Annotated in this window: 20 protein-coding genes and 1 pseudogene; 16 read left to right on the top strand and 5 right to left on the bottom strand. The window is 72.5% G+C overall.

Annotation, left to right across the window (positions count from 1 at the left end):
- Nucleotides 1-182 precede the first annotated feature (182 nt).
- The 10 genes from ACGFYV_RS13670 (at nucleotide 183) to era (ending at nucleotide 10524) form a co-directional block, all read left to right on the top strand.
- The gene (locus ACGFYV_RS13670; protein ID WP_393878547.1) at nucleotides 183-1472 is read left to right on the top strand and encodes a glucarate dehydratase family protein; all 1290 of its coding nucleotides are present in this window, start codon (nucleotides 183-185) and stop codon (nucleotides 1470-1472) included.
- Between the two features lie 217 nt (nucleotides 1473-1689).
- Nucleotides 1690-2817, top strand: coding sequence for a carbohydrate kinase family protein (locus ACGFYV_RS13665; RefSeq protein WP_393878635.1), 1128 nt, complete (start codon nucleotides 1690-1692; stop codon nucleotides 2815-2817).
- A gap of 176 nt (nucleotides 2818-2993) precedes the next feature.
- Complete coding sequence (locus tag ACGFYV_RS13660) at nucleotides 2994-4073, top strand: PhoH family protein (protein ID WP_393878546.1); 1080 nt, start codon at nucleotides 2994-2996, stop codon at nucleotides 4071-4073.
- A 12-nt stretch (nucleotides 4074-4085) separates the two neighbouring features.
- Entirely contained in the window at nucleotides 4086-4583 is a 498-nt protein-coding gene (gene ybeY, locus ACGFYV_RS13655) for an rRNA maturation RNase YbeY (RefSeq protein ID WP_393878545.1), read from the top strand.
- Between the two features lie 9 nt (nucleotides 4584-4592).
- Nucleotides 4593-5891, top strand: a complete 1299-nt coding sequence (locus tag ACGFYV_RS13650; protein WP_393878544.1) for a hemolysin family protein — start codon at nucleotides 4593-4595, stop codon at nucleotides 5889-5891.
- Complete coding sequence (locus ACGFYV_RS13645) at nucleotides 5888-6247, top strand: MmcQ/YjbR family DNA-binding protein (protein WP_393878543.1); 360 nt, start codon at nucleotides 5888-5890, stop codon at nucleotides 6245-6247. The genes ACGFYV_RS13650 and ACGFYV_RS13645 overlap by 4 nt, the downstream gene beginning before the upstream one ends.
- 66 nt (nucleotides 6248-6313) lie before the next feature.
- Nucleotides 6314-6667 (top strand): cytidine deaminase, encoded by a 354-nt coding sequence (locus ACGFYV_RS13640; RefSeq protein ID WP_393878542.1) that lies wholly within the window; start codon nucleotides 6314-6316, stop codon nucleotides 6665-6667.
- 301 nt (nucleotides 6668-6968) lie between these two features.
- Entirely contained in the window at nucleotides 6969-8297 is a 1329-nt protein-coding gene (locus ACGFYV_RS13635; RefSeq protein ID WP_393878541.1) for a beta-xylosidase, read from the top strand.
- A 65-nt stretch (nucleotides 8298-8362) separates the two neighbouring features.
- Entirely contained in the window at nucleotides 8363-9445 is a 1083-nt protein-coding gene (locus tag ACGFYV_RS13630; protein WP_393878540.1) for a DUF916 domain-containing protein, read from the top strand.
- Nucleotides 9446-9570: 125 nt separating this feature from the next.
- Nucleotides 9571-10524, top strand: a complete 954-nt coding sequence (gene era, locus ACGFYV_RS13625; RefSeq protein ID WP_393878539.1) for a GTPase Era — start codon at nucleotides 9571-9573, stop codon at nucleotides 10522-10524.
- Between the two features lie 235 nt (nucleotides 10525-10759).
- Here the strand turns inward: era and ACGFYV_RS13620 are convergent, their stop codons facing one another.
- Nucleotides 10760-11470 (bottom strand): hypothetical protein, encoded by a 711-nt coding sequence (locus ACGFYV_RS13620; RefSeq protein WP_393878538.1) that lies wholly within the window; start codon nucleotides 11468-11470, stop codon nucleotides 10760-10762.
- Between the two features lie 125 nt (nucleotides 11471-11595).
- Here ACGFYV_RS13620 and ACGFYV_RS13615 point away from each other — a divergent pair.
- A pseudogene (locus ACGFYV_RS13615) lies at nucleotides 11596-11937 on the top strand (NAD-dependent epimerase/dehydratase family protein); the annotation flags it as partial.
- 87 nt (nucleotides 11938-12024) lie between these two features.
- Here the strand turns inward: ACGFYV_RS13615 and ACGFYV_RS13610 are convergent.
- The 4 genes from ACGFYV_RS13610 to ACGFYV_RS13595 all read right to left on the bottom strand — a co-directional run bounded on the left by ACGFYV_RS13610 (nucleotide 12025) and on the right by ACGFYV_RS13595 (nucleotide 16079).
- Nucleotides 12025-13275, bottom strand: coding sequence for an MFS transporter (locus ACGFYV_RS13610; protein WP_393878537.1), 1251 nt, complete (start codon nucleotides 13273-13275; stop codon nucleotides 12025-12027).
- Between the two features lie 4 nt (nucleotides 13276-13279).
- Nucleotides 13280-14593: a GH1 family beta-glucosidase gene (locus ACGFYV_RS13605; RefSeq protein ID WP_393878536.1), complete on the bottom strand. Its 1314-nt coding sequence runs from the start codon at nucleotides 14591-14593 to the stop codon at nucleotides 13280-13282.
- Between the two features lie 127 nt (nucleotides 14594-14720).
- Nucleotides 14721-14987 (bottom strand): protealysin inhibitor emfourin, encoded by a 267-nt coding sequence (locus ACGFYV_RS13600; RefSeq protein ID WP_393878535.1) that lies wholly within the window; start codon nucleotides 14985-14987, stop codon nucleotides 14721-14723.
- 21 nt (nucleotides 14988-15008) lie between these two features.
- Nucleotides 15009-16079: a M4 family metallopeptidase gene (locus ACGFYV_RS13595; protein WP_393878534.1), complete on the bottom strand. Its 1071-nt coding sequence runs from the start codon at nucleotides 16077-16079 to the stop codon at nucleotides 15009-15011.
- A 366-nt stretch (nucleotides 16080-16445) separates the two neighbouring features.
- Between ACGFYV_RS13595 and leuA the strand changes: the two genes are divergently transcribed.
- From leuA to ACGFYV_RS13570, 5 genes are all read left to right on the top strand, one after another.
- Complete coding sequence (gene leuA, locus ACGFYV_RS13590; RefSeq protein ID WP_393878533.1) at nucleotides 16446-18167, top strand: 2-isopropylmalate synthase; 1722 nt, start codon at nucleotides 16446-16448, stop codon at nucleotides 18165-18167.
- Nucleotides 18168-18362: 195 nt separating this feature from the next.
- Complete coding sequence (locus ACGFYV_RS13585) at nucleotides 18363-19058, top strand: TerB family tellurite resistance protein (protein WP_393878532.1); 696 nt, start codon at nucleotides 18363-18365, stop codon at nucleotides 19056-19058.
- An 848-nt stretch (nucleotides 19059-19906) separates the two neighbouring features.
- A complete protein-coding gene (locus tag ACGFYV_RS13580) occupies nucleotides 19907-21988 on the top strand; it encodes an MMPL family transporter (RefSeq protein WP_393878531.1) in 2082 nt (693 codons plus the stop codon).
- Between the two features lie 230 nt (nucleotides 21989-22218).
- Entirely contained in the window at nucleotides 22219-23454 is a 1236-nt protein-coding gene (locus ACGFYV_RS13575; RefSeq protein WP_393878530.1) for a histidine kinase, read from the top strand.
- Between the two features lie 50 nt (nucleotides 23455-23504).
- Nucleotides 23505-24251 (top strand): response regulator, encoded by a 747-nt coding sequence (locus ACGFYV_RS13570; protein WP_393878529.1) that lies wholly within the window; start codon nucleotides 23505-23507, stop codon nucleotides 24249-24251.
- The last annotated feature ends 306 nt before the right edge of the window (nucleotides 24252-24557 follow it).

Raw genomic sequence — 24557 nt, 5'->3', positions numbered from 1 at the left:
TGGTCGGTGATCACGGGTAGAAGAGCACCTCATCGGTCCCGGTGTCGAGCCGGTGTGCGGCTCCTCGGGCGCTTTCGGCCTCGGGGAACCGGGGCGCCATTGACGGCTCGCCGTTCGTGTTTCTAGCCTCGGTTCTCATACATGGACAGCTGAATGGACAGCCAGGTGGGTAGGAGCTTCCCGTGAGCCGTGATCTGACCATCGCCGAGGTACGTCTGACGCCGATCCTGGTAGCCGACCCGCCGCTGCTCAACACACAGGGCGTGCACCAGTCGTACACCCCCCGCCTGATCGTGGAGGTGGTGACGGCGGACGGCGTCACCGGGCTCGGCGAGACGTACGGCGACACCAAGTACCTGGAGCCGGCCCGCCTCCTCGCCGAGCAGCTCACCGGACGCTCGGTCATGGACGTGAACGGCCTGTTCGCGCTCGACCTCGCTGTGGACGAGAGCCGCGTCCGGGATGCCGTGGACGCGGGCGGACTGCGGGGCGTGCAGAGCGCCGACAAGCTGCGGCTGTCCGTCCTGTCCGCCTTCGAGGTCGCCTGCCTCGACGCCCAGGGCAGAGCGCTCGGGCTGCCCGTGCACGCGCTGCTCGGCGGCAGACTGCGGGACTCGGTCGAGTACAGCGCCTACCTCTTCTACAAGTGGGGCACCCACCCCGAGGGTGTCCCCTGCGAGCCCGACGCGTGGGGCGCCGCCCTCGACCCGGCCGGGATCGTCGGGCAGGCGCGCCTGTTCACCGAGCGGTACGGGTTCACCTCCTTCAAGCTCAAGGGCGGCGTCTTCCCGCCCGACGAGGAGATCGCCGCCGTCCGCGCCCTCGCCGAGGCCTTCCCCGGGCACCCGCTGCGTCTCGACCCCAACGGCGCCTGGTCGGTGGAGACCTCGCTGAAGGTGGCGAAGGAACTCGGGGACGTCCTCGAATACCTGGAGGACCCGGCGCTCGGCACGCCCGCCATGGCCGAGGTGTCCGCCGGGACCTCCGTCCCCCTCGCCACCAACATGTGCGTGACCACTTTCGGCGAGATCAGGGAGGCGTTCACGAAGAACGCCGTCCACGTGGTGCTGTCCGACCACCACTACTGGGGCGGACTGCGCAACACCCAGCACCTGGCCGCGATCTGCGCCGCCTTCGGCGTCGGGGTGTCCATGCACTCCAACACCCACCTCGGCATCAGCCTCGCCGCCATGACCCAGGTCGCGTCCACCGTGCCGAACCTCCACCACGCCTGCGACTCCCACTACCCCTGGCAGTCGGAGGACGTCCTCACCGAGCGGCCCGTCTTCACCGGCGGCCGGGTCGCGGTGTCCGACGCGCCCGGACTCGGCGTCGAACTGGACCAGGACGAACTCGCCCGGCTGCACCGGCGCTGGGCCGAGGACGACGGGTCGCTGCGCGAGCGCGACGACGCGGCGGCGATGCGGCGCGGCGAGCCGGGGTGGCGGACACCGGTGATGCCCCGCTGGTAGCCGGCCACCGGCGGACGGGGGCGGGGAGAAAGCGGGCGACCGAGGACGCGTGAGGGCCGGGCGAGGGCGGACGGCCGAGGGCGGACGGCGGAGGCGGGCGAGGGCGGGCCGCCGAGGGTGAACGGCCGTGCGCGTGACGGCCTTGTCGAGGGTGCGATCTGGTGCACACTGGCCAGATCCGCACCACCTCAGGGAGCGCACCGTGACCCCGTCCCACATGATCGCCGGAGAGGAACCGGAGCACCTCACGCGGGCTGCGCGCTGTCAGGCCCAGATCGACCCGCTGGCCGCGCTGCGCACCCCCGCCGATCCGCCCTGGGACGTCTACCTCACGGGCACGGTCTTCCTCGACATCATCTTCACCGGCCTGGACTCGGCGCCCGTGCGCGGCACCGAGTCCTGGGCCCGGGGGATGGGCTCCAGCCCCGGCGGAGTCGCCAACATGGCCGCCGCGCTGGCCCGCCTCGGCCTGCGGACCTCCCTCGCGGCGGCCTTCGGGGACGACCACTACGGGGAGTACTGCTGGGACGCGCTGGAACACGGCGAGGGCATCGACCTCACGCCGTCGCGCACCGTGCCCGGCTGGCACTCGCCGGTGACGGTCTCCATGGCCTACGAGGGGGAGCGGACCATGGTCTCCCACGGCCACGAGCCGCCGCCCGAGGAGCCCGCGCCCGACTGCCCGCCCCGGGCACGGGCGGCCGTCGCCTCCCTCACCCCCGGCAGTCAGGCCCCCTGGATCGCGCAGGCCGCCCGGTACGGCACCCGGATCTTCGCCGACGTCGGCTGGGACGACACCGGCGCCTGGGACCTCGCGGGGCTGGCCGACCTGGAGCACTGCGAGGCGTTCCTGCCGAACGCGGAGGAGGCGCGGCGCTACACCGGCGCGGACTGCCCGCGGGCCGCCGCGCACGCGCTGACCGAGTACGTGCCGGTGGCCGTCGTCACCCTCGGCTCGGACGGGGCGTACGCGGTGGACCGGCGGACCGGGGAGACGGCCGAGGTGCCCGCGATCGCGGTGGAGGCGCTGGATCCGACCGGGGCGGGGGACGTGTTCGTGGCCGGGTTCGTGACCGGCACGCTGGCCGGCTGGCCGCTCGCCGACCGGCTCGCCTTCGCGGGGCTCACGGCCGCGCTGTCGGTGCAGGAGTTCGGCGGGTCGCTGTCGGCGCCGGGGTGGTCGGAGATCGGCGCGTGGTGGCGCAGGGTCCAGTCGGTGGCGGGCCAGGACCCCACGGCGCTGCGCCGGTACGCCTTCCTCGACCAGGTCGTCCCCGAGGAACTGGACCGGCCGTGGCCGCTGCGGCGAGCCGTACCGACCATCGGCTTCCGGCGCTCGGCCTGACCGCCCGGGACGCCCTCCGGGACAACCACCCGGACACCCCCGGGACAACCCTCCGGGACACCTCCCGGAAAAGCCCTACGGGCTTGTCAGTGCACCGTCGTACCCTGGACAGTGCGAGGCCGCCCTCAGCTACGCGGCCGTGACGAGGAGGAACCGCAGGCCTTAAGCGCCGGCCCATGACTCAGACACCCACAGCTCACACCCCCGCGCAGGAGCAGGCGAGAGCACAGATCAGCATCCCCGCCCAGCACCCCATGGTGACCGTGCTGGGGTCCGGCGACTCCCTGCTGCGCGTGATCGAGAAGGCCTTCCCGGGGGCCGACATACACGTCCGGGGCAATGAGATCAGCGCGGTCGGCGATGTCGCGGAAGTCGCCCTGATCCAGCGCGTGTTCGACGAGATGATGCTGGTGCTCCGCACCGGGCAGCCGATGACGGAGGACGCAGTGGAACGCTCGATCGCCATGCTCAAGGCGAGTGAGAACGGGACGAGCGACGGGCCGGAGACCCCGGCCGAGGTGCTGACGCAGAACATCCTGTCCTCGCGCGGCCGTACGATCCGCCCCAAGACCCTCAACCAGAAGCGGTACGTCGACGCGATCGACAAGCACACGATCGTCTTCGGCATCGGCCCCGCCGGTACCGGCAAGACCTACCTGGCCATGGCCAAGGCCGTCCAGGCCCTGCAGTCCAAGCAGGTCAACAGGATCATCCTGACCCGGCCCGCGGTGGAGGCGGGGGAGCGGCTGGGCTTCCTGCCCGGCACGCTCTACGAGAAGATCGACCCGTACCTGCGCCCGCTGTACGACGCGCTGCACGACATGCTCGACCCGGACTCGATCCCGCGGCTGATGGCCGCCGGGACCATCGAGGTCGCGCCGCTCGCGTACATGCGCGGCCGTACGCTCAACGACGCCTTCATCATCCTGGACGAGGCCCAGAACACGAGCCCCGAGCAGATGAAGATGTTCCTCACCCGCCTCGGATTCGACTCGAAGATCGTGATCACCGGTGACGTGACGCAGGTCGACCTGCCGAACGGCACCAAGAGCGGTCTGCGGCAGGTGCAGGAGATCCTGGAGGGTGTCGAGGACGTCCACTTCTCCCGGCTGTCCTCCCACGATGTCGTACGGCACAAGCTCGTGGGCCGTATCGTCGACGCGTACGAGTTGTACGACAGCAAGCACGGCACCGAGAACGGCTCCCACAAGGGCGGCCACGGCAGGCCCGGTGCCAAGGGTTCCAAGGGGAAGTAGACCAGCACGCCCATGTCGATCGACGTCAACAACGAGTCCGGAACCGAGGTCGACGAGCAGGCGATCCTCGACATCGCCCGCTACGCGCTCGCGCGGATGCGCATCCACCCGCTCTCCGAGCTCTCGGTGATCGTCGTGGACGCCGACGCCATGGAGCAGCTGCACATCCAGTGGATGGACCTCCCGGGCCCGACCGATGTCATGTCCTTCCCGATGGACGAGCTGCGGCCGCCGTCGAAGGACGACGAGGAGCCCCCGCAGGGGCTGCTCGGTGACATCGTGCTGTGCCCGGAGGTCGCCGCCAAGCAGGGGACCGAGGCGCCCACGCAGCACTCCATGGACGAGGAGCTCCAGCTGCTCACCGTCCACGGGGTGCTGCACCTGCTCGGGTACGACCACGAGGAGCCCGACGAGAAGGCCGAGATGTTCGGCCTCCAGGCGGCCATCGTGGACGGGTGGCGCTCCGAGCGCGGGCTGACCGGGCCCTCCCCGGCGCCGACCGTCTCGTAAGCGGGTCCGATGTCTGCGCAGATCGTCCTCGGTGCGATCGCCCTCGTCGTCGTCGCCTGGCTCGCCGCCTGCGCGGAGGCGGGCATCGCGCGCGTGTCCAGCTTCCGGGCCGAGGAGGCCGTGAAGTCGGGCCGGCGGGGCAGCGCCAAGCTCGCCCAGGTCGCCGCCGACCCCACCCGCTACCTCAACGTCGCCCTGCTGGTCCGCGTCACCTGCGAGATGGCGGCCGCGGCCCTGGTGACGTACGCCTGCCTCCAGGAGTTCACCGCCACCTGGCAGGCCCTGCTGGTCGCCATCGGCGTCATGGTGCTGGTGTCGTACGTCGCCGTCGGTGTCTCGCCGCGCACCATCGGCCGCCAGCACCCGCTGAACACGGCGACCGCGGCGGCGTACGTGCTGCTGCCACTCGCCCGGATCATGGGCCCGATCCCCTACCTGCTGATCCTCATCGGCAACGCGCTCACCCCCGGCAAGGGCTTCAGGCGCGGCCCGTTCGCCTCCGAGGCGGAGCTGCGGGCGCTGGTCGACCTCGCCGAGCAGGAGTCGCTGATCGAGGACGACGAGCGCCGCATGGTGCACTCCGTCTTCGAGCTGGGCGACACCCTGGTGCGGGAGGTCATGGTGCCGCGCACCGACCTCGTCGTCATCGAGCGGTACAAGACCATCCGGCAGGCCCTCACCCTCGCCCTGCGTTCCGGGTTCTCCCGGATCCCGGTCTCCGGCGAGAGCGAGGACGACATCGTCGGGATCGTGTACCTGAAGGACCTGGTCCGCAAGACGCACATCAGCCGGGACGCCGAGAACGACCTGGTGTCCACGGCCATGCGCCCGGCCGTCTTCGTGCCCGACACGAAGAACGCCGGCGACCTGCTGCGCGAGATGCAGAAGGACCGCAACCACGTCGCCGTCGTCATCGACGAGTACGGCGGCACCGCCGGCATCGTCACCATCGAGGACATCCTTGAGGAGATCGTCGGCGAGATCACCGACGAGTACGACCGCGAGCTGCCGCCCGTGGTCGACCTCGGCGACGACCGCTACCGGGTCACCGCGCGCCTCGACATCACCGACCTCGGCGAGCTGTACGGGCTGGAGGAGTACGACGACGAGGACGTGGAGACCGTCGGCGGACTGCTCGCCAAGGCGCTCGGCCGCGTGCCCATCGCGGGCGCCTCGGCCGAGGTCGAACTGCCCGACGAGCGCCGCCTGAGGCTCACGGCGGAGGCGTCGGCGGGCCGCCGGAACAAGATCCTGACCGTACTGGTGGAACCGGCCGGCGCATCGGCACCGCAGGAGGAGCCCGAGTGACGCCCCAGGAGCTGCGCGCCTTCTGCCTGTCCTTCAACGCGGCCGTCGAGGAGTTCCCGTTCGGCCCGGACACCTCCGTCTTCAAGGTGCTGGGCAAGATGTTCGCGCTGAGCCGGCTGGACGCGCGGCCCCTGACGGTCAACCTCAAGTGCGACCCGGAGGACGCGGGCCGCCAGCGCGCCGAGCACGAGGGCCTGATCGTCCCCGGCTGGCACATGAACAAGCGTCACTGGAACACCGTGACCGTCGACGGCGCCCTGCCCGAGGGGCTGGTGAAGGAGCTGGTCGAGGACTCGTACGACCTGGTCGTCGCGGGGCTGCCGAGGGCCGAGCGGCTGCGGCTCGACCGGCCGTGAACCCGGATCCCCGGCCGGGCCGACCTGCCTGCCCGGCGGCGCGGTGCGGCTTCGTATGCTCGGGGCATGACCGACAGCAGCGCGCTTGACGCCGAGGACCGCAAGATCGTCACCCTGGCCCGTTCCGCTCGGGCCCGCAACGGTGTGCCCGAGGGGGCGGCCGTACGGGACGAGACCGGGCGGACGTACGTCGCCGGGTCGGTGCTGCTGCCGTCGCTGCGGCTGAGCGCCCTGCGGACCGCCGTGGCCATGGCCGTGGCCTCCGGGGCGACGTCGCTGGAGGCGGCGGCGGTGGTGAGCGAGGCGGAGGCCGTCCCGGCGGAGGACCTCGCCGCCGTGGCCGATCTGGGCGGCCCCGGGACGCCGGTGCTGCTGGCCGCGCCGGACGGGAGCGTGCGGCTCACCGTCTCCGCGGGCTGACGTATCCGGGGGTCTCCGGGGCTGTCGGGGATCTCCGGGGGCCTCTCTCCAGGGGTGTCGGGGGTCTTCGGGGGGTCTCTCTTCAGGGGTGCCGGGGTCTCCCGGGGTCTGCTTCCGCTCCTGGGCTCCCGTTCGTCACGCCGTTCCCACCTGTCGTGGCCGACCCGGAGGGCGCCGTTTCAAATCTGAGCATCCGTCAGCTTTTCGCGGCGTCTCCATTGACTTCTCACCCCGGCTCCACATCAATGCCCCCTGTCGGCGCAGCCGAGCCGCTGCGTCCGCGACCCTCAGGAGGGGGCCCATGGGTTCGACATCCTTAAGATCCCGGCGATGGCGCTGGGCGTCGCTGCTCGGGGCGACCGCCCTCGCGGTCACCGTCGGCGGTGCGCTGGCCGGCCCGGCCGGTGCCGCCGGTGCGAACGTGGACTTCGCCACGCACTGCATCCCGCCCGCGGTCGCGGGCATCCCGCCGATCGACGGCACCACCACCGCGAGCGTGTCGGTGGACAACACCAGTCCGAAGGTCGGCGACATGGTCACCGTGACCTACACGGTGGTCACGCCCGCCGCGAGCAACCCCACCGACATCGCTCTGCCGGCCGACATCATGACCCCGACCGGCAAGGTCGCCCTCGGCGGTGCCCAGACCGGTGACGTCACGGTCGCCGGGCCGAAGAAGAACCCCCCGGTGGCGGGGAAGGCGGCCTTCCCGTCCTTCTCCATGACCGGGACGTTCACCGTCACCAAGGCCGGGCAGATCACCCTCTCGCCGGGCGACTACAACATCCACACCAGCTACATCCTGGAGCTGGACACCCCCTGCACGGTCACCGATCCGCCCGCACCGGCCTCCGAGACCCTCACGGCGACCGATGGCACACCCGCCAACACCCGTGCCATCTCGCTGGGTTCGGCCTCCGGCGACCCCGGTGCCGCTGTCACGGTGAGCGGCAGCGACTTCACGCCCGGCGCCACCGTCACCCTGGCCGGGCGGGCCGGGGCCGGCCAGACGGCGGACACCGCCACGGTGACCGCCGACGCCCAGGGCGCGTTCAGCGGTTCGCTGGTCGTCAACGACACGTCGACGACCGGGATCGTGGCGTACGAGGGCGGCTCCTGGAGCGCGGACAAGGGCGCGGGCCCTGCGGCCTATGTCGTCAACGACAACACGCCGGTCCCGCCCGGCAGCCAGAAGCTGACCACCACGGTCAAGGCGGGCACCCTGTCCATGTCCCAGGCCGGGGACACCGTCGCCCTCACGGGCGTCGACTTCGGCCAGGGCGGGGCGTCGACCGGATCCCTGCGGACGGTGACCGTCAAGGACTTCCGCGGCGGGCCCGCGGGCTGGTCCCTGACCGGCAAGGTCACCGACTTCACCGGTCCCGGCGCGAAGATCGACGCGGGCAGGCTGAGCTGGACCCCCGCCTGCGCGACCAAACCCGGCAGCCCGAGCACCTGCACGGCGGGCTCGACGGGCGCCGTGGGCGGTGCGGGGGCGACCCTCGCGCAGACCGCCGACGGCACGGTCACCGGCGGCGAGTTCACCGTCGACGCCGGACTCTCCCTGGACGTACCGGCGTTCACGCCTCCGGGCTCGTACTCCGGTGTGCTCACACTGACGCTCACCTGAGCGTGCGGGCGTCCGCACCCGCCCGTCCGCCCCTCTTCCTCTCCCGCCCGTGGGGGTCCGCACCCATGCGCAAGCTGTACGTCCTCCTCCCCGGCCCCCTCCCCGGCCCCCTCCCCGGCCCTCCCCGCGGCCCTCCCCGCGGCCTTCTCCGCGGCCTTCTCCCCGCCCTCCTCCCCGTCCTCCTCCTCTGCCTCCTCCCGGTCTGGCAGGCCGCGCCCGCGCACGCCGCCGACAACGGCAGCTGGTCCGTCTACCCGGTCGCCTCGAAGGTCGCCGCGCGCCCCTATTTCGCCCTCTCCGCCGACCCCGGGCAGACCCTCACCGACAAGGTCGCCGTCCGGAACACGACGGGCGGGCCGCTCACCTTCCGCCTCTACGCGGCCGACGCCTACAACACCGCCCGCGACGACGGTTTCGCCGTGCGCGGCCCGGAGGAGCGGATGCGCGGGGTGGGTGCCTGGGCGAGGCCCGCGACGTCCCGGGTCACCGTGCCCGGACACCGGACCGTCACCGTGCCGGTCACCCTGCGCGTCCCGCGCGAGGCCGAACCCGGCGACCATCCCGGCGCGATCGTCGCCCTGGACGAGAGAGTGGACCCGGGCAGCGGAACGCTGGCCCTCGGTGTGCGGCGGGCCGTCGGCGCCCGTGTCTACCTCCGGGTCGGCGGGCCCACGCTGCCCGCCCTCGCCGTCGAGGACGTGCACGTCAGCCACCACCAGCCGCTCGTCCCCGGCCTCGGTGCCAGTACGGCCACCGTCTCCTGCACCCTGCACAACACCGGGAACGTCACCCTCGACCCGAAGGTGGAGCTGACGGCACACGGGCTGTTCGGCCGTACGCTGCTCCACCGCACCCTCACCCGTGTCCCGTCCCAGCTGCTGCCGGGCCAGCGGGTCCGGCTCACCGAGTCCTGGTCCGGGGCGCCCCAACTCGACCGGGCGGACGTGACGTTGACCGCGAGCGCGCCGGGCACCCGGCAGTCGGCGGGCGCCTCCTTCCTCGCCCTGCCGTGGCTGCTCGCCGTCGTGGTGTTCGCCGCCGGTGCGGTGACGGGGGTGCTGCTGGTCAGAGCGCGTCGGGGCCGCGCTCGCCGGTCCGCACACGTACGACGCTCGCCACGGGCGGTGCCCACACCTTCGTCCAGGTAAGAGGCCCTCGGTGCCGCCGGTCATCCGAAGAAGAGGCCCTCGGTGCCGCCGGTCGCCGCCTTCCGGCGAGGGCGTCCGGAGCCTCACGGTGCGGTGAGGGTTCTGGATCAGGGACAATGAACGCCATGAGCGTTCGTACCCAGTCATCCGAGCAGTCGGGCGAGACCGTCCACCGCGCCGGCTTCGCCTGCTTCGTGGGCCGCCCCAACGCGGGCAAGTCCACCCTCACGAACGCTCTGGTCGGGAAGAAGGTGGCGATCACCGCGAACCAGCCGCAGACGACGCGGCACACGGTGCGCGGCATCGTGCACCGGCCCGACGCCCAGCTGATCCTGGTGGACACCCCCGGACTGCACAAGCCGCGCACCCTGCTCGGCGAGCGCCTCAACGACGTGGTCCGCACCACGTGGGCCGAGGTCGACGTGATCGGCTTCTGCCTCCCGGCGAACGAGAAGATCGGCCCCGGTGACCGCTTCATCGCCAAGGAGCTGGCCGGGATCCGGAAGACCCCGAAGGTCGCCATCGTCACCAAGACCGACCTGGTGGACTCCAAGACCCTCGCCGAGCAGCTGATCGCGATCGACCAGCTCGGCAAGGAGCTGGGCTTCGAGTGGGCGGAGATCGTCCCGGTGTCGGCGGTCGGCGACAAGCAGGTGGGCCTGCTGGCCGACCTGCTGGTCCCGCTGCTGCCGGAGGGTCCGGCGCTCTACCCCGAGGGCGACCTCACGGACGAGCCCGAGCAGGTCATGATCGCGGAACTGATCCGCGAGGCGGCCCTGGAGGGCGTCCGCGACGAGCTGCCGCACTCCATCGCCGTCGTCGTGGAGGAGATGCTCCCGCGCGAGGACCGCCCCGCGGACAAGCCCCTGCTCGACATCCACGCCAACGTCTACATCGAGCGCCCCAGCCAGAAGGGGATCATCATCGGCCCCAAGGGCAAGCGCCTGAAGGAGGTCGGCATCAAGTCCCGCAGGCACATCGAGGCCCTGCTGGGCACGCCCGTCTTCCTCGACCTCCATGTGAAGGTCGCCAAGGACTGGCAGCGGGACCCGAAGCAGCTGCGGCGACTCGGGTTCTAGGGGGTGTCGTTTGGATCAGGCCGGCCGTGACTGACAGTGCGGACCGGCCGACCCGAGCGGGGTCTGGTGCGTGCAGATGCAAGGCGGAGGAGTGAGTCGACCCCCCCGCGCGAGCGGAGCCGAGCGTGGGGGAGTCGGCGAGTGACGACAACGCCGCAGATGTGCGTGCCAGGGCCCGCGACGCCGGGATGATCCAAACGACACCCCCATAGCCGGCGTTCTGGAGCACGGGGCGTCAGGCGCAGGTCGGGCGGCTCTGGCCCTTGCGCCGCTTCCAGATCATGTTGACGTGTTCCGTGGCGGTGGTGTGCGCGCGGACGACGGTCACCGTGACCCGTCCGCTGTGCGCCGTGGTCGGGCCGGGAAGGTCGAAGGCGTACAGCCGGCGTCCGCCGCCCAGCAGAGGGGCCAGCTCCCGGAACGGGACGGGCTCGCCGTTGCACGTCACCGACCGGACGGTCTCGTGGTCCGTGCCGAACACGTGGTTCTCGCCGCCGACCCACTGGGCGGTGAGGAGTTCGACCAGCCCGGGGCGGGCGGAGCGGGCGGGGACGGCGTACCGGGAGGGGACGCAGGTCTGCGCGAGGAAGCCGCCGTCCGCGGCGGCCCCGGCCGAGCAGAACCGCCGGTCGGCGGTCACCCAGACGAACAGCGCGCTGGAGGGGCCGGCGGTGTCGGTGACCAGCCCCGCCGGTCCGGGCAGGTCCGCGGCGTTCGTGTGGGCCAGCAGGTGGGTCCGCGCCGCTTCGATCACCTTGTCGCGGGCGGCTGCCGTGTCCTGCGGCGAGGCCGGGCGGGTCGTGGCGGCCGGTGCGGATGACTTGACCGGGGAGCCGCGGCCGTCGGTGGAGCCGTGGCCGTCGGCGGACCCGCGGCTGTCGGTGGTGCATGCCGTCGCCGCCAGGAGCGCGGCACCGGCCACAGCGGACACAAGAATCCTGTTCATGTTTCCCCCCGTCGCCCAGGCCCTGCCTGAGTCCCCGGACCGACTCTAGCGGGCCGTCGCACCGGGGGCAGGTCCTGGAGGCCCACCACGCGCAGGAGTTGGAGGCGTTCGTGCGACTCGGTGCCAGGGCCGTCGTCGGGGCGGACGCGGTCGTGAACGTCGCGGCGTCCTTCCGCGGGGTGCCGGACGAGGAGGCGTGGGCCGTCAACCGGGACGCGGCGGTGGCCCTGGGCCGCGCGGCGATGGCCTCAGGCGTACGACGTCTCGTGCAGGTCAGCACCGCCGTCGTGTACGGCGAGGGCGACCCGCACCTCGCCCAGTCCCTGCGGTGGGCCGCGAACTGGGCGTCCACCCAGCGTCTGCAGACGGCCCACCACGCCGACGTCGCCCAGGGGCTGCTGCGTCTCCTGCACGCGCCCTCGGCGCGCGGCCCCGTCCACAACATCGCCGACGACGCGCCCGCGACGCCGGAGCCCTGTGACCGCTCGGTCCACCCCGCGTATCCGGTCCACCCCGCGTATCCGGTCCACCCCGCGTATCCGGGGCAGCACCGCTCAGTCCACCCCGCGTATCCGCCCCACCAGCACCGCCCCCGCGAGCCCGATCGCCGCCGCCACCAGGTACAGGGCCCGGTAGCCGCCCAGGTAGGTCACGATCGGCGCGGCCAGGGCCGGCGCGGCGACCTGGGGCAGGGCGTTGGCCACGTTGATCACGCCCAGGTCCTTGCCCCGGTCCAGGGCCGTCGGCAGGACGTCCGTCATCAGGGCGAAGTCGACGGAGGTGAACACGCCGAAGCCGACGCCGAGCACGGCCGCCGCCACGATCGCCCCCGGCCATGTCTCCCAGCCGGCCAGCGCCGCCGTCGCGACCGCCATCAGCACGCCCGACCACACCACGAACGGCTTGCGCCGGCCCACCCGGTCCGACCAGATCCCGCCGCACACCACCGTCGCCATCAGGGTGAGGCCGTTGACGGCCGTGAGGATCAGCACGCCCTGTTCGGGGTCGGCGTGGTGGAGGCCGTCGCGGAGGTAGTAGAGGAGGTACAGCAGGACGAGGGAGTTGCTCAGGTTGATCAGGAAGCGGGTCAGCCAGGCCCAGCCCAGATCCGGGTGGCGGCGCGGGCTCAGCCAGAACCCCGCGAGGAAGGACCGCCAGGACCAGGCCGGGCGGTCCCCGGGCGCGAGCCGCAGATCCTGGTGGCGCAGCACGTACGGCAACACGCCCACCACCGTGAACACCGCGCACGCCACGTACCCGGCGCCGGTCCCGCCCGCCAGCGTCGCGAGCCCCGTGCCGACGACCACACCGAGGATCTGCGCCGCGCCCAGCCAGCCGCCCACCACGCCCCGCTGGAGCCGCGGCACCCGGTCCGGCACGGCCGCCGTCACCGCCGCGAAGGCCGCGTTCAGGGTGAGCTGCACCAGGCACCAGCCCAGCGCCATCGTCCAGGGCCCGCGCGCGCCCGCGAGCAGCAGCAGGGCCAGCGCGCCGCCCGCGCTCCCGGCCACGATCCACGGCGTACGGCGGCCCCGGCGGGCGGTGGTGCGGTCCGACAGGGCGCCGAAGACGGGGTTCGCGAGCAGCGAGACGACCGCGCCCGCGCCGGTCACCCACGCGAGCAGGGCCTCCTTCGACATGCCGGTGCCGGGCGCGAAGTCCTTCGCCTGGGAGGCGAGCAGGATCTGCAGCGGGCCGAACCAGCCCACCCAGATCGCCCCGTTGGCCAGCGACAGCGCCGCCGTCCAGCCGCGGCCGACCGGTTCGACGGGCTCGGCCAGGGCGGCGGCCCGCACGGTGGTCACCGGGTCACCGCTGGGCCCGCAGCATGTCCCGGAACCAGTGGTACGACGCCTTCGGGGTGCGCTTCCGGGTGGCGAAGTCGACGTGGACGAGCCCGAAGCGGCGGGCGTAGCCCTCCGCCCACTCGAAGTTGTCCATCAGGGACCAGACGAAGTAGCCGCGCACGTCCACTCCGGCGGCCGACGCCCGGTGCAGGGCGCGGACATGGGCGTCCAGGTAGGCGATGCGGTCCTGGTCGTCCAGACCCTCGTACGAGCAGCCGTTCTCGGTGACGACGATCGGCGGGAGCCGGTCGCCGTAGCGGTCGCGGAAGCCGGTGAGCAGCTCGGTGAGGCCCTCGGGGACGATCGGCCAGCCGAAGTCGGTGACCGGGCGGCCCTCGATCTCCCGCACGGAGAAGGGGAGTTCGGCGGGCATGGTGATCCCGCCGAACTCCGTCGGCGTGCCCTGCGGGGCGCCCACCCGGGTCGGCGCGTAGTAGTTGACGCCGTAGAAGTCGAGCGGCTCGGCGACGGCCTTCAGGTCCTCCTGGACGTCTCCCGGCATCAACTCGCCCAGCCCGTCGGGGTATTCGCCCAGCAGGAGGGGCTCGGCGAAGAGGCGGTTCAGGAGGGTGTCGTAGAAGGCTGCCGCCTCGACGTCCGCCGGGGCCTGGGAGGCGGGCCAGGTCGGGCCGTGCGAGTTGGCGATGCCGACGTCCGTCGCGCCGGCCGCGCGCAGCGCCCGTACGGCCAGACCGTGGGCGAGGAGCTGGTGGTGGGCGACGGGCAGCGCGTCGAACAGCAGCCGCCCGCCCGGTGCGTGGACGCCCAGCGCGTGGCCCAGCAGGGTGTGTTCGGCGGGTTCGTTGAGCGTGATCCAGGTGCCGACGCGGTCGCCGAGCCGCTCGGCGACGACCGACACGTGGTCCGCGAACCGGGTCGCCGTGTCCCGCTCCAGCCAGTCCAGGGAGGCCGGCAGGTCCCAGTGGAAGAGGGTGGGCACGGGCCGGACGCCCGCCGCGCACAGCTCGTCCACCAGACGGTCGTAGAAGTCCAGGCCGCCGGGGGAGTTCACCCGGGGCCACGAGACGGAGAAGCGGTACGCGTCCACGCCGAGGCCTGCGAGGAGGGCCACGTCCTCGGTGTGACGGTGGTAGTGGTCGCAGGCGACCGCCGCCGTCGAGCCGTCCTTGACCCGTCCGGGCGCGGCCGTGAACACGTCCCACACGGACGGCTCGCGCTCCTCGATGCCGCCCTCGATCTGATGGGCCGAGGTCGAGACCCCCCACAGGAAGCCGTCCGGGAAACGGGGCATCGGATCGCGCGCGTCAGTCGCCATGGGCGGGATCATCCGTACCGGCGGTAACAGAAGTCAACGCCCGTGCGCGAAACGGCGGTTACGCCCTGCCCGCGACGGCGGTTACGCCCTGCCTGCGACGGCGGTTACGCCCTGCCCGCGACGGCGGTCACGCGCCCTCTTTCAACACCCGGGAGATCAGCGCGCGTTGGTCGTCGGTCAGCCGTGGGTCGGCGCAGTACACCGTGCGGCCGTCCACGGTGATCTGGTAGTTGAAGCCGTCGGGGACCCCGACCGGGGGCGTGTCCCGGCCGGCGGCCAGTGCCTTGTCGGCCAGGGCGTGCCATTCGGGGGCATCGGACAGTCCCGAGGTGTCCACCTGGGCGTGCCGCTCGATGCCCCCGAACCCACCCGTGCGCCTCACCAGAATCCGCATGGGTCCCTGTCTACTACCGATTCACGGGGCCTGCACCCCGACCTGCTCCCAGGCCTTCTGCACGGCCTGGAGTTCGCCGGCCGCGCCGTAACGCGAGCGGGCCGCCTTCACCGTCAGTTCGGCGAAGTCGGCGAACTGGGCGTCCGTCTTGAGGTCGCCGCCGGTCAGGACGTCGTACCAGATCTGGCCCGCCCGCTCCCAGGAGTGGCCGCCGATCGCCGTGGCGACGAGGTAGAAGGCGTGGTTGGGGATGCCGGAGTTGATGTGCACGCCGCCGTTGTCCCGGCCGGTGCGGACGTAGCCGTCCATGGTGGCCGGCTGCGGGTCCTTGCCGAGGACGTCGTCGTCGTAGGCCGTGCCCGGCGCCTTCATCGAGCGCAGGGCGGTGCCCGTGACCTTCGGGGCGAGCAGGCCGGCGCCGATCAGCCAGTCGGCCTGCTCCGCGCTCTGGCCGAGCGAGTACTGCTTGATCAGCGAGCCGAAGACGTCCGAGACCGACTCGTTGAGCGCGCCGGACTGGCCGAAGTACTCGAGGTTGGCGGAGTACTGGGTGACGCCGTGGGTCAGTTCATGGCCGATGACGTCGACCGGGATGGTGAAGTCCAGGAAGATCTCGTTGTCGCCGTCGCCGAACACCATCTGCTCGCCGTTCCAGAAGGCGTTGTCGTAGTCCTTGTCGTAGTGCACGGTGGCGTTCAGCGGCAGCCCGTCGCCGTCGATGGAGTGCCGGCCGTACGCCTTCAGGTACAGCTCGAAGGTGGCGCCGAGACCCGCGTAGGCGCGGTTGACGGTGGCGTCCGCGCCGGGCTCGGAGCCCTCCTCGCGGACCTTCGTGCCGGGCAGGTCCTGCGTGTGGTCCGCGTCGTAGATCGTGCGGTGCGGCCGGTCGGCCGCGGCGCCGGCGGGCGCGGCGACCGAGGGTGCGCCGATCACCGTGGTCAGCCGGCGCCGGGTGCGCTCGTAGGCGTCGATCTGGAGCGACCTGCGGGCAGGGCCCGACACGGCGGCGTCCTCGTGGCGGGCGAGCCGGTCGAGGAGGTGCGGCGGGACGATCGTGCAGAAGACGGGCTGGAAGCCCCCGTTGGTGGTCATGCCCGGCACCTTTGCACTGTGTGATGTGACTGTCACTACCCGCAACCATGATTGGTGAAATACCGGGACATTCGGCGTCGCTTCGCGTCACTGAGTGGTATGGATCGACGCCGGAGCGTAGAGGCCGGGCGGCCGAGAAGTGGTATGTCACACTATTTGCCCCATTTGCCGCCCCGGTTCCGCATACTGATACAGGCCCGCGCATCCGGCACGGCTCGGCTAGGCTGCGGAGCATCATGCGTTTCGGGCTGCTTCTCCTTAGCTGCCGCGGCGAGGGCCTGTAGACAAGGCCGACTCCCTCCCCGCGGAGCTCTGGCGTTGCGTCGTCGGCCGTCCACCCGGACCTCCCTAGGAGCCCACGCAGTCATGGTCAACCGCCAGCAGCCCAGCCCCATGCCGATCCACAAGTACGGTCGCTACGACCAGGTGGACATCCCGGACCGCACCTGGCCCCAGCAGCGCGTCACCACCGCCCCCCGCTGGCTCTCCACCGACCTGCGCGACGGCAACCAGGCCCTGATCGACCCGATGTCGCCCGAGCGCAAGCGCCGGATGTTCGACCAGCTGGTCAAGCTGGGCTACAAGGAGATCGAGGTCGGCTTCCCCGCCTCCGGCCAGACCGACTTCGACTTCGTACGCTCGATCATCGAGGAAGAGGGCGCGATCCCCGAGGACGTGACCATCTCCGTCCTGACCCAGGCGCGCGAGGACCTGATCGAGCGGACCGTGGAGTCCCTCAAGGGCGCCCGCCGCGCGACCGTCCACCTGTACAACGCCACCGCGCCGGTCTTCCGCCGGGTCGTCTTCCGCGGCTCCAAGGACGACATCAAGCAGATCGCCGTCGACGGCACCCGGCTGGTCATGGAGTACGCCGAGAAGCTGCTGGGCCCGGAGACGGAGTTCGGCTACCAGTACTCGCCGGAGATCTTCACCGACACCGAGCTGGACTTCGCGCTGGAGGTCTGCGAGGCGGTCATGGACGTCTGGCAGCCCGGACCGGGCCGCGAGATCATCCTCAACCTGCCCGCCACCGTGGAGCGTTCGACCCCCTCCACGCACGCGGACCGCTTCGAGTGGATGCACCGCAACCTGTCCCGCCGCGAGTACGTCTGCCTGTCCGTCCACCCGCACAACGACCGCGGTACGGCCGTGGCGGCGGCCGAGCTGGCGCTGATGGCCGGCGCCGACCGCATCGAGGGCTGCCTGTTCGGGCAGGGCGAGCGCACCGGCAACGTCGACCTGGTCACCCTGGGCATGAACCTGTTCTCCCAGGGTGTCGACCCGCAGATCGACTTCTCCGACATCGACGAGATCCGTCGTACGTGGGAGTACTGCAACCAGATGGAGGTCCACCCGCGCCACCCGTACGTGGGCGACCTGGTCTACACGTCCTTCTCCGGCTCCCACCAGGACGCCATCAAGAAGGGCTTCGACGCCATGGAGGCCGAGGCCGCGGCCAAGGGTGTCACCGTCGACGACATCGAGTGGGCGGTGCCGTACCTGCCGATCGACCCGAAGGACGTCGGCCGCTCCTACGAGGCCGTCATCCGCGTCAACTCGCAGTCAGGCAAGGGCGGAATCGCGTACGTCCTGAAGAACGACCACAAGCTGGACCTGCCGCGCCGCATGCAGATCGAGTTCTCGAAGATCATCCAGGCGAAGACGGACGCCGAGGGCGGCGAGGTCACCGGCGGTGCCATCTGGTCGGTCTTCCAGGACGAGTACCTGCCGAACCCGGACAACCCCTGGGGCCGTATCCAGGTCCGCACCGGCCAGTCGACCACCGACACGGACGGCGTGGACACGCTGACCGTCGAGGCCACCGTCGACGGCGAGGACACGGTCCTGACCGGTTCCGGCAACGGCCCGATCTCGGCCTTCTTCGACGCCCTGGAGTCCCTGGGCGTGGACGTGCGCCTGCTGGACTACCAGGAGCACACGATGAGCGAGGGCGCCTCCGCGCAGGCCGCCTCCTACATCGAATGCGCGATCGGCGACAAGGTTCTGTGGGGGATCGGGATCGACGCGAACACGACACGTGCGTCGCTGAAGGCGGTCGTCTCCGCGGTGAACCGCGCGTCCCGCTGACCGCTCTGACCGGCTTCTGACCGGCTGTTTCCGCGCCCCGACCGTCGGCCACGACGGTCGGGGCGCCGTCGATTGTCGGCCACCGCGCCCCGCAGGTCACAGAAAGGTCTCGTACGGGGTACTGACTCAGGCTCCGTGATGTGGCTAACATCACGCCAGCGCTGCGATGTTGCCGCGCGGTTACGGAGGTGCGACGTGCTGCCAGTAAGGGGACGAGACGGCCGCGCCGCCAGGGCTGCGCGCATACTGGGCACCCGCACCGCGTGGACGCCCGTCGGCGACGGCGAGTTCTTCTGCCCCGGCTGCGGAGGCGACCGCAACTACCAGCGGCTGACCGGGCGCCGCCGGCTCACCCTCCTCGGGGTGCCCGTGCTGCCGCGCGGGGCGACCGGCCCGGTCGTCGAGTGCGCCGCCTGCCGGCACCACTACGGCACCGACATCCTCGACCACCCCACCACCCGCCGCTTCTCCGCGATGCTCCGCGACGCCGTGCACACCGTCGCCCTCGCCGTGCTCTGCGCCGGCGGCACCGGCTCCCGTACGGCCCTGGAGACGGCCGCCGCCACGGTCCGCTCCGCCGGCTTCGACGACTGCACCGAGGACCAGCTCGCCGGCCTGGTCGACGCCCTCGCCGCCGACACCGGCCGCGTCCTCGGCGGGCCGAGCGGCGCGAGCCTGACCATAGAGCTGCACGAGGCCCTCGACCCGCTCGCCCCGCACCTCGCCCTCGCCGGCCGCGAGTCCCTCCTCCTCAAGGCCGCCCGCATCGCCCTCGCCGACGGCCCCTACACCCCCGCCGAACGCGACGCCCTCACCACGATCGGCACGGCTCTCACCATGTGCACCGAAGAAGTCCACCGCCTCCTGACCTCCGCCCGCACCCCGTCCTGACCTGCCCCAGGCCCTTCCGGGGTGTCACCCCGGCCCTCTTCCGGGCTGCCGCGCGTGCCTGGTCCAGGCTGTCGCCTGGGCTCCTGCGGGCTGTCCCCCGCGCCTGTCCCGGGCTGTCGCCCGGACCTCCTTTGCGGGCTGTCGCCCGGCCCCCTGCGGGCTGTTCCCCGCTCCCGTTCCGGGCTGTCGCCCGGACCCCCATTGCGGGCTGTCGCCCGGACCTCTGGCGGGTTGCTGCCAGCTCCCCTTGCGGCTGTCTCCCGATCCCGTTGCGGGGCGCCTCCCATGCCGTTCCGGGCTGTCGCCCGCACCCTGTCCTGATTGCCGTTCGGACCCCTTGCGGGCTGTCGCCTGTGCCCCTTCGGCGCTGTTGCCCGCCCTCGTTCCGGGCCGCCGTCCGCCGCCGTTTCGGGCTGCCGTTCACCGCCGTTCCGGGTTGTCGCCTGCGCCCCTTCCGGGCCGCCGTCCACCCCCCTTCCGGGCTGCTGCCAGCTCCCCATCCGGGCTGTCTCCCGATCCCGCTGCGGGCCGTCCTCGTACCTCCTCCTGCCCACCCCGCGTACCTCCTCTTGCCCCCCGCGCACCCCCACCTCCACCCCGCGAGGAAGGAGCCCCCTGCCCACCCCGCCGGGTCTCCTTCCGACCCTCCGCGGAAAACTCCGGGCCCCCACAGAACACGCCGCCCCCGTGAAACGCTCCGCGTCCGTACTCCCCGGGGAGTAGCCGCGCCGTTCCGTCACCCCGGGCAGTAGCGCCGAACTCGCTCCCCGGCCCGAGGAATCCGGCAGCGCGCGGCGGGAGTCTGGAGGGCGACAGCAGACGTACGTTCCGGAGGGAGGGCCGGTTTCATGGGGGCCGCGACAATACGAGGGAGGGGCGGGCGACGAGGCCTGCCCTGGCTGGTACTGGGACTGTGGGTGGTCCTGCTCGCCGTGGCGGCGCCGTTCGCCGCCCGGCTCACCGACGTCCAGCACAACCGGGCCACCGACTACCTGCCGGCGTCCGCCGACTCCACCCAGGTGGCCCGGCTCCAGGACCGCCTGCCGGGCGGCGAGAGCACCGAACTGGTCCTCGTCTACCACCGCGCGGGCGGCCTCACCGCCGCCGACCGGGCCACGGCCCGCGCGCAGGTCGCCGCCGTCGCCGACCGGCACACCCTGACCGGCCGCCCCCCGCAGGGCGTCCCGTCCGCCGACGGCACCACCCTCATGTACCCGGTCACCAGCAACGAACCGGGCACCGACGAGAAGAAGCGCGACGCCTTCGTCGACGACGTCCGGGGCATCGCCCACGACACCGGCGGCCTCTCCGTCGACGTCGGCGGCCCGGCCCCCCTCGCCACCGACGCCGCCGGCGTCTACCAGTCCCTCGGCGGCCCCCTGCTCTACACCACCGTCGCCGTCGTCGCACTCCTGCTGATCCTCATCTACCGCAGCCCACTGCTGTGGCTCGTGCCGCTCGTCGTCGCCGGTGTCGCCGACTTCCTCGCCCAGGCCGCCGCTTACGCCCTCAACCAGGCCTTCGACACCGCCGTCACCGGCGCGAGCGTCGGCATCATGACGATCCTCGTCTTCGGCGCCGGCACCGACTACGCCCTGCTCCTCGTCTCCCGCTACCGCGAGGAACTACGACGCCACGAGCTGCCGTACGACGCCATGCGCGCCGCACTGCGCGGCTGCGGACCCGCCGTCCTCGCCTCCTCCGGCACGGTCGCCGCCGGACTGCTGTGCCTGCTCGCCGCCGACCTCAACTCCAGCCGGGGCATGGGCCCGCTCGGCACGGTCGGCGTGCTGTGCGCGCTGGCCGCGATGCTGACCCTGCTGCCCACCGTTCTCGTCCTGCTGGGCCGCCGCCTGTTCTGGCCGCTCGTCCCCGCCTACGGCTCCGAACCCAAGGCCCGCCGCTCCCTGTTCGCGGCGATGGGCTCCTCGGCCGGACGCCGCCCGCTGACCGTCCTCGCCTGCGGCGCCGCCCTGCTCGGCGCGCTGGCCCTGGGCGTCCTGAACCTGCCCGGACCGGCCAAGCAACTGGACGCCTTCGTCGACCGGCCCGAGTCCGTCACCGCCATGCAGACCCTCGCGAAGGCCTACCCGGAGCGGTCCGCGCAGCCCATCGAGGTCCTCACCCCGGCCGGCCGCGCCGACGCCACCCTGGCCACGATCCGGGGCACGCGGGGAGTGGCGGACGCGCGAGAGGGCCGTACCGGCGCAGGTTGGACCGAGATCACGGTGACCGCGTCCGCCCCGCCCCAGTCCGCCGCCGAGACCGCCACCATCAAGGCGCTCCGGAACCGGCTCGACGGCTCCCGCGTCGGCGGGGCCAGCGCCCAGCAGCTCGACCTCGTGGACACCAACGCCCGCGACCGGACGGTCGTCGTACCGATCGTCCTGCTCTCCGTGCTCCTCATCCTGATCGCCCTGCTGCGCTCCCTGGTCGCCCCGCTGCTGCTGGTGGTCGCCGTCGTCGCCGTGTGGGGAGCCGCCCTCGGCGTCGGCGGGCTGGTCTTCGGGCCGCTGTTCGGCTTCCACGGCACCGACCCCGGCCTCGGCCTGCTCTCCTTCGTGTTCCTGGTCGCCCTCGGCGTCGACTACGGCATCTTCCTGATGCACCGGATGCGGGAGGAGTCGCTGCACGGTGCCGAACCGTCGGCCGCGGCACTGACCGCGCTGCGCACCACCGGCGGGGTCATCGCCTCCGCCGGACTCGTCCTCGCCGCCACCTTCGCGGTGCTGACCAACATGGGCCTCGTGCAACTGGTCGAGCTGGGCTTCGTCATCGCGGTCGGCGTGCTCCTGGACACCTTCCTCGTCCGCACCTACCTGGTGACCAGCGCGAGCGTGGCGCTCGGCCGGAAGGTGTGGTGGCCGGGTCCGCTGTTCCGGACCCCGGACGCGGTGGACGCCGAGCGGGCACCGCAGCCCGTGGGCTGAACCACCGTGCGACAGCCTGTGGGCTGAACCACCGGGCGCCCCCACCCTGGGCGGGGGCGCCCGCCTACCGGAAGATGAACCCCGTGCAGGAAACGACGGCGCAGGAATCGACGACGCAGGGAACCACGACGCAGAAATCCACGCCGCAGGAAAAGACGCCGCAGGGAACCACGACGCAGGAAACCACGACACCGACAGGCCGCCGCCGGTCCCCGTGGGCCCTTGCGCCGGTGGGCCGCGCCCCGGCGGCGGGCCGGCCCCGCCCCTCCGAGCGGATCCTCGCGGCGATCAACCGCGACCCCCGCACCGCCCCGCACGCCACCCGCAACGACGCCCTGCTCGCCCTCGCCCTCGTCGTGCCGGCCGTGTGCCTCGCCCTGTTCACCGACCCGGGCCGCCGCCCCGACACGCTCGGCTGGACGCTGCTGCTCGCCGCGCACGTACCGCTCGTGTGGCGGCGCCGGCGCCCCCTGCTGGTGCTCGCCGCCACCGTGTCCCTCGTCGCGACGTACAACGCCCTCGACAACAACCATGCCGCGACGGTCCCGGCCGGGATGACCGCCCTCTACACGATCGCCGTCACCAGCCGCCCCCTGCGCACCGTCCTGACCGGCGTCACCGTCCTCGCCGTCATCGTGGGCGTGATGACGACGGTGAACACCCACCACGCCGCCCAGATCCTGCGCGCCTCCGGCTGGGTCGTCGCCGTGCTCCTCCTCGGCGTCGCCATCCGCTACCACCGCGGGCACGTCGCCGCGATCGTCGAACGCGCCGAACGCGCCGAACGCACCCGCGAGGAGGAGGCGCGCCGCCGGGTCGCCGAGGAGCGGCTGCGCATCGCGCGCGACCTGCACGACCTCCTCGCCCACAGCATCACCCTGATCGGCGTCCAGACCTCGGTCGCCGCCCACGTCCTGGCCGCCGCCCCCGAGCGGCTCGACCGGGAGACGGTCGCCAGGGCGCTGGACGACATCGCGGAGACCTGCCGCAGCGCGCGCGGTGAACTGCGCGCCACCCTGGAGGTGCTGCGGGAGCACGGCTCCCCGGACGCCCGTGGCCCCCTGCCCGGTCTCGACGGCCTGCCCGACCTGGTGGCCGCCGCGCGCCTCGCGGGCGCCCGCGTCGAGCAGACCGTACAGGTGCGTACGGCATCGCCCGCCGTGGGCGCCGCCGCGTACCGCATCGTGCAGGAGGCGCTGACCAACGCGGTACGGCACGCCGGCCCCGAACCGGCCGTCACCATCGGCCTGTACGAGCGGGACGGCGCCCTGCACCTGACGGTGGCCGACGACGGGACCGGCCCCACCCCCGGCGGCACGCCCGGCTTCGGACTGGTCGGCATGGGGGAGCGGGCCCGCAGCGTGGGCGGCACCCTCGACGCCGGACCGCGCACGGGCGGCGGCTTCGAGGTGAGGGCCGTACTGCCGACGAGGACCAGCGCGGAGGGGACCGGACCAGCCGAATGAGCGGGATGAACCAAGCGAGCCGGACGAGCCGGACGAGCCGGACGAGCCGGATGAGCCGGACGAGCCGGACGGGCGGGACGAGCGCCATTCGTGTCCTGCTCGCCGACGACCAGACCCTCGTCAGGGCCGCGTTCGCCATGCTGGTCGAGTCCGCGCCGGACATGGAGGTCGTCGGACAGGCCGCGACCGGCCGCGAGGCGGTCCAACTGGTCCGGGCCGGGCGGGCCGACCTGGTGCTGATGGACATCCGCATGCCCGACCTCGACGGCATCGAGGCCACCCGTCTGATCGCCGCCGACGAAGACCTGGCCGGGGTGCGGGTGCTGGTCCTCACCACCTACGACACCGACGAGAACATCGTGGACGCGCTGCGCGCCGGCGCCTCCGGGTTCCTGGTCAAGGACACCCGCCCCGCCGACCTCCTCGACGCGATCCGCACGGTCGCCGCCGGCGAGGCGCTGCTCTCCCCGGGACCGACGGCCCGCCTGATCGAACGCTTCCTGCGCAGCCCCTCCGCACCACCGCCCACCGGCGGCCCCGAGTGCCTCTCCGACCGCGAACGCGAAGTGCTCACACTGGTCGCCCGGGGCCTGAACAATACCGAGATAGCCGAGGCACTGGGACTCAGCCCCCTCACCGCGAAGACCCACGTCAGCCGCATCATGGGAAAGCTGGGAGCACGGGACCGGGCCCAACTGGTCATCGTGGGGTACGAGTCGGGGCTGGTGGTGCCGGGGGGAGCCGGACCCGACGGGTCCGGGGGTGAGCCGGGACTGATGGGTTCGGGCGGTGGGTGACCCCGGGATCGGCGGGTCCGAAGAGCCGGTGAGCCGGGACCGGCGGGTCCGGGCGGTGGGTGACCCGGGATCGGCGGGTCCGAAGAGCCGGTGAGCCGGGACCGGCGGGTCCGGGCGGTGGGTGAGCCGGGACCGACGAGTCCGACGAGTCCGACGAGTCCGACGAGTCCGGGGAGTCCGACGAGTCCGACGAGTCCGACGGGTCCGGGGAGTCCGGGGAGTCCGACGAGTCCGGGGAGTCCGACGAGTCCGACGAGTCCGACGGGTCCGGGGAGTACGAGGCGGACTGGTGTTTCCGGGGAAATG

Source organism: Streptomyces sp. NPDC048297, from assembly GCF_043201585.1.
Taxonomy (GTDB): Bacteria; Actinomycetota; Actinomycetes; order Streptomycetales; family Streptomycetaceae; genus Streptomyces.
Note: the sequence above shows the minus strand (reverse complement) of the source record. Positions and strands in the feature narration are given on the sequence as shown.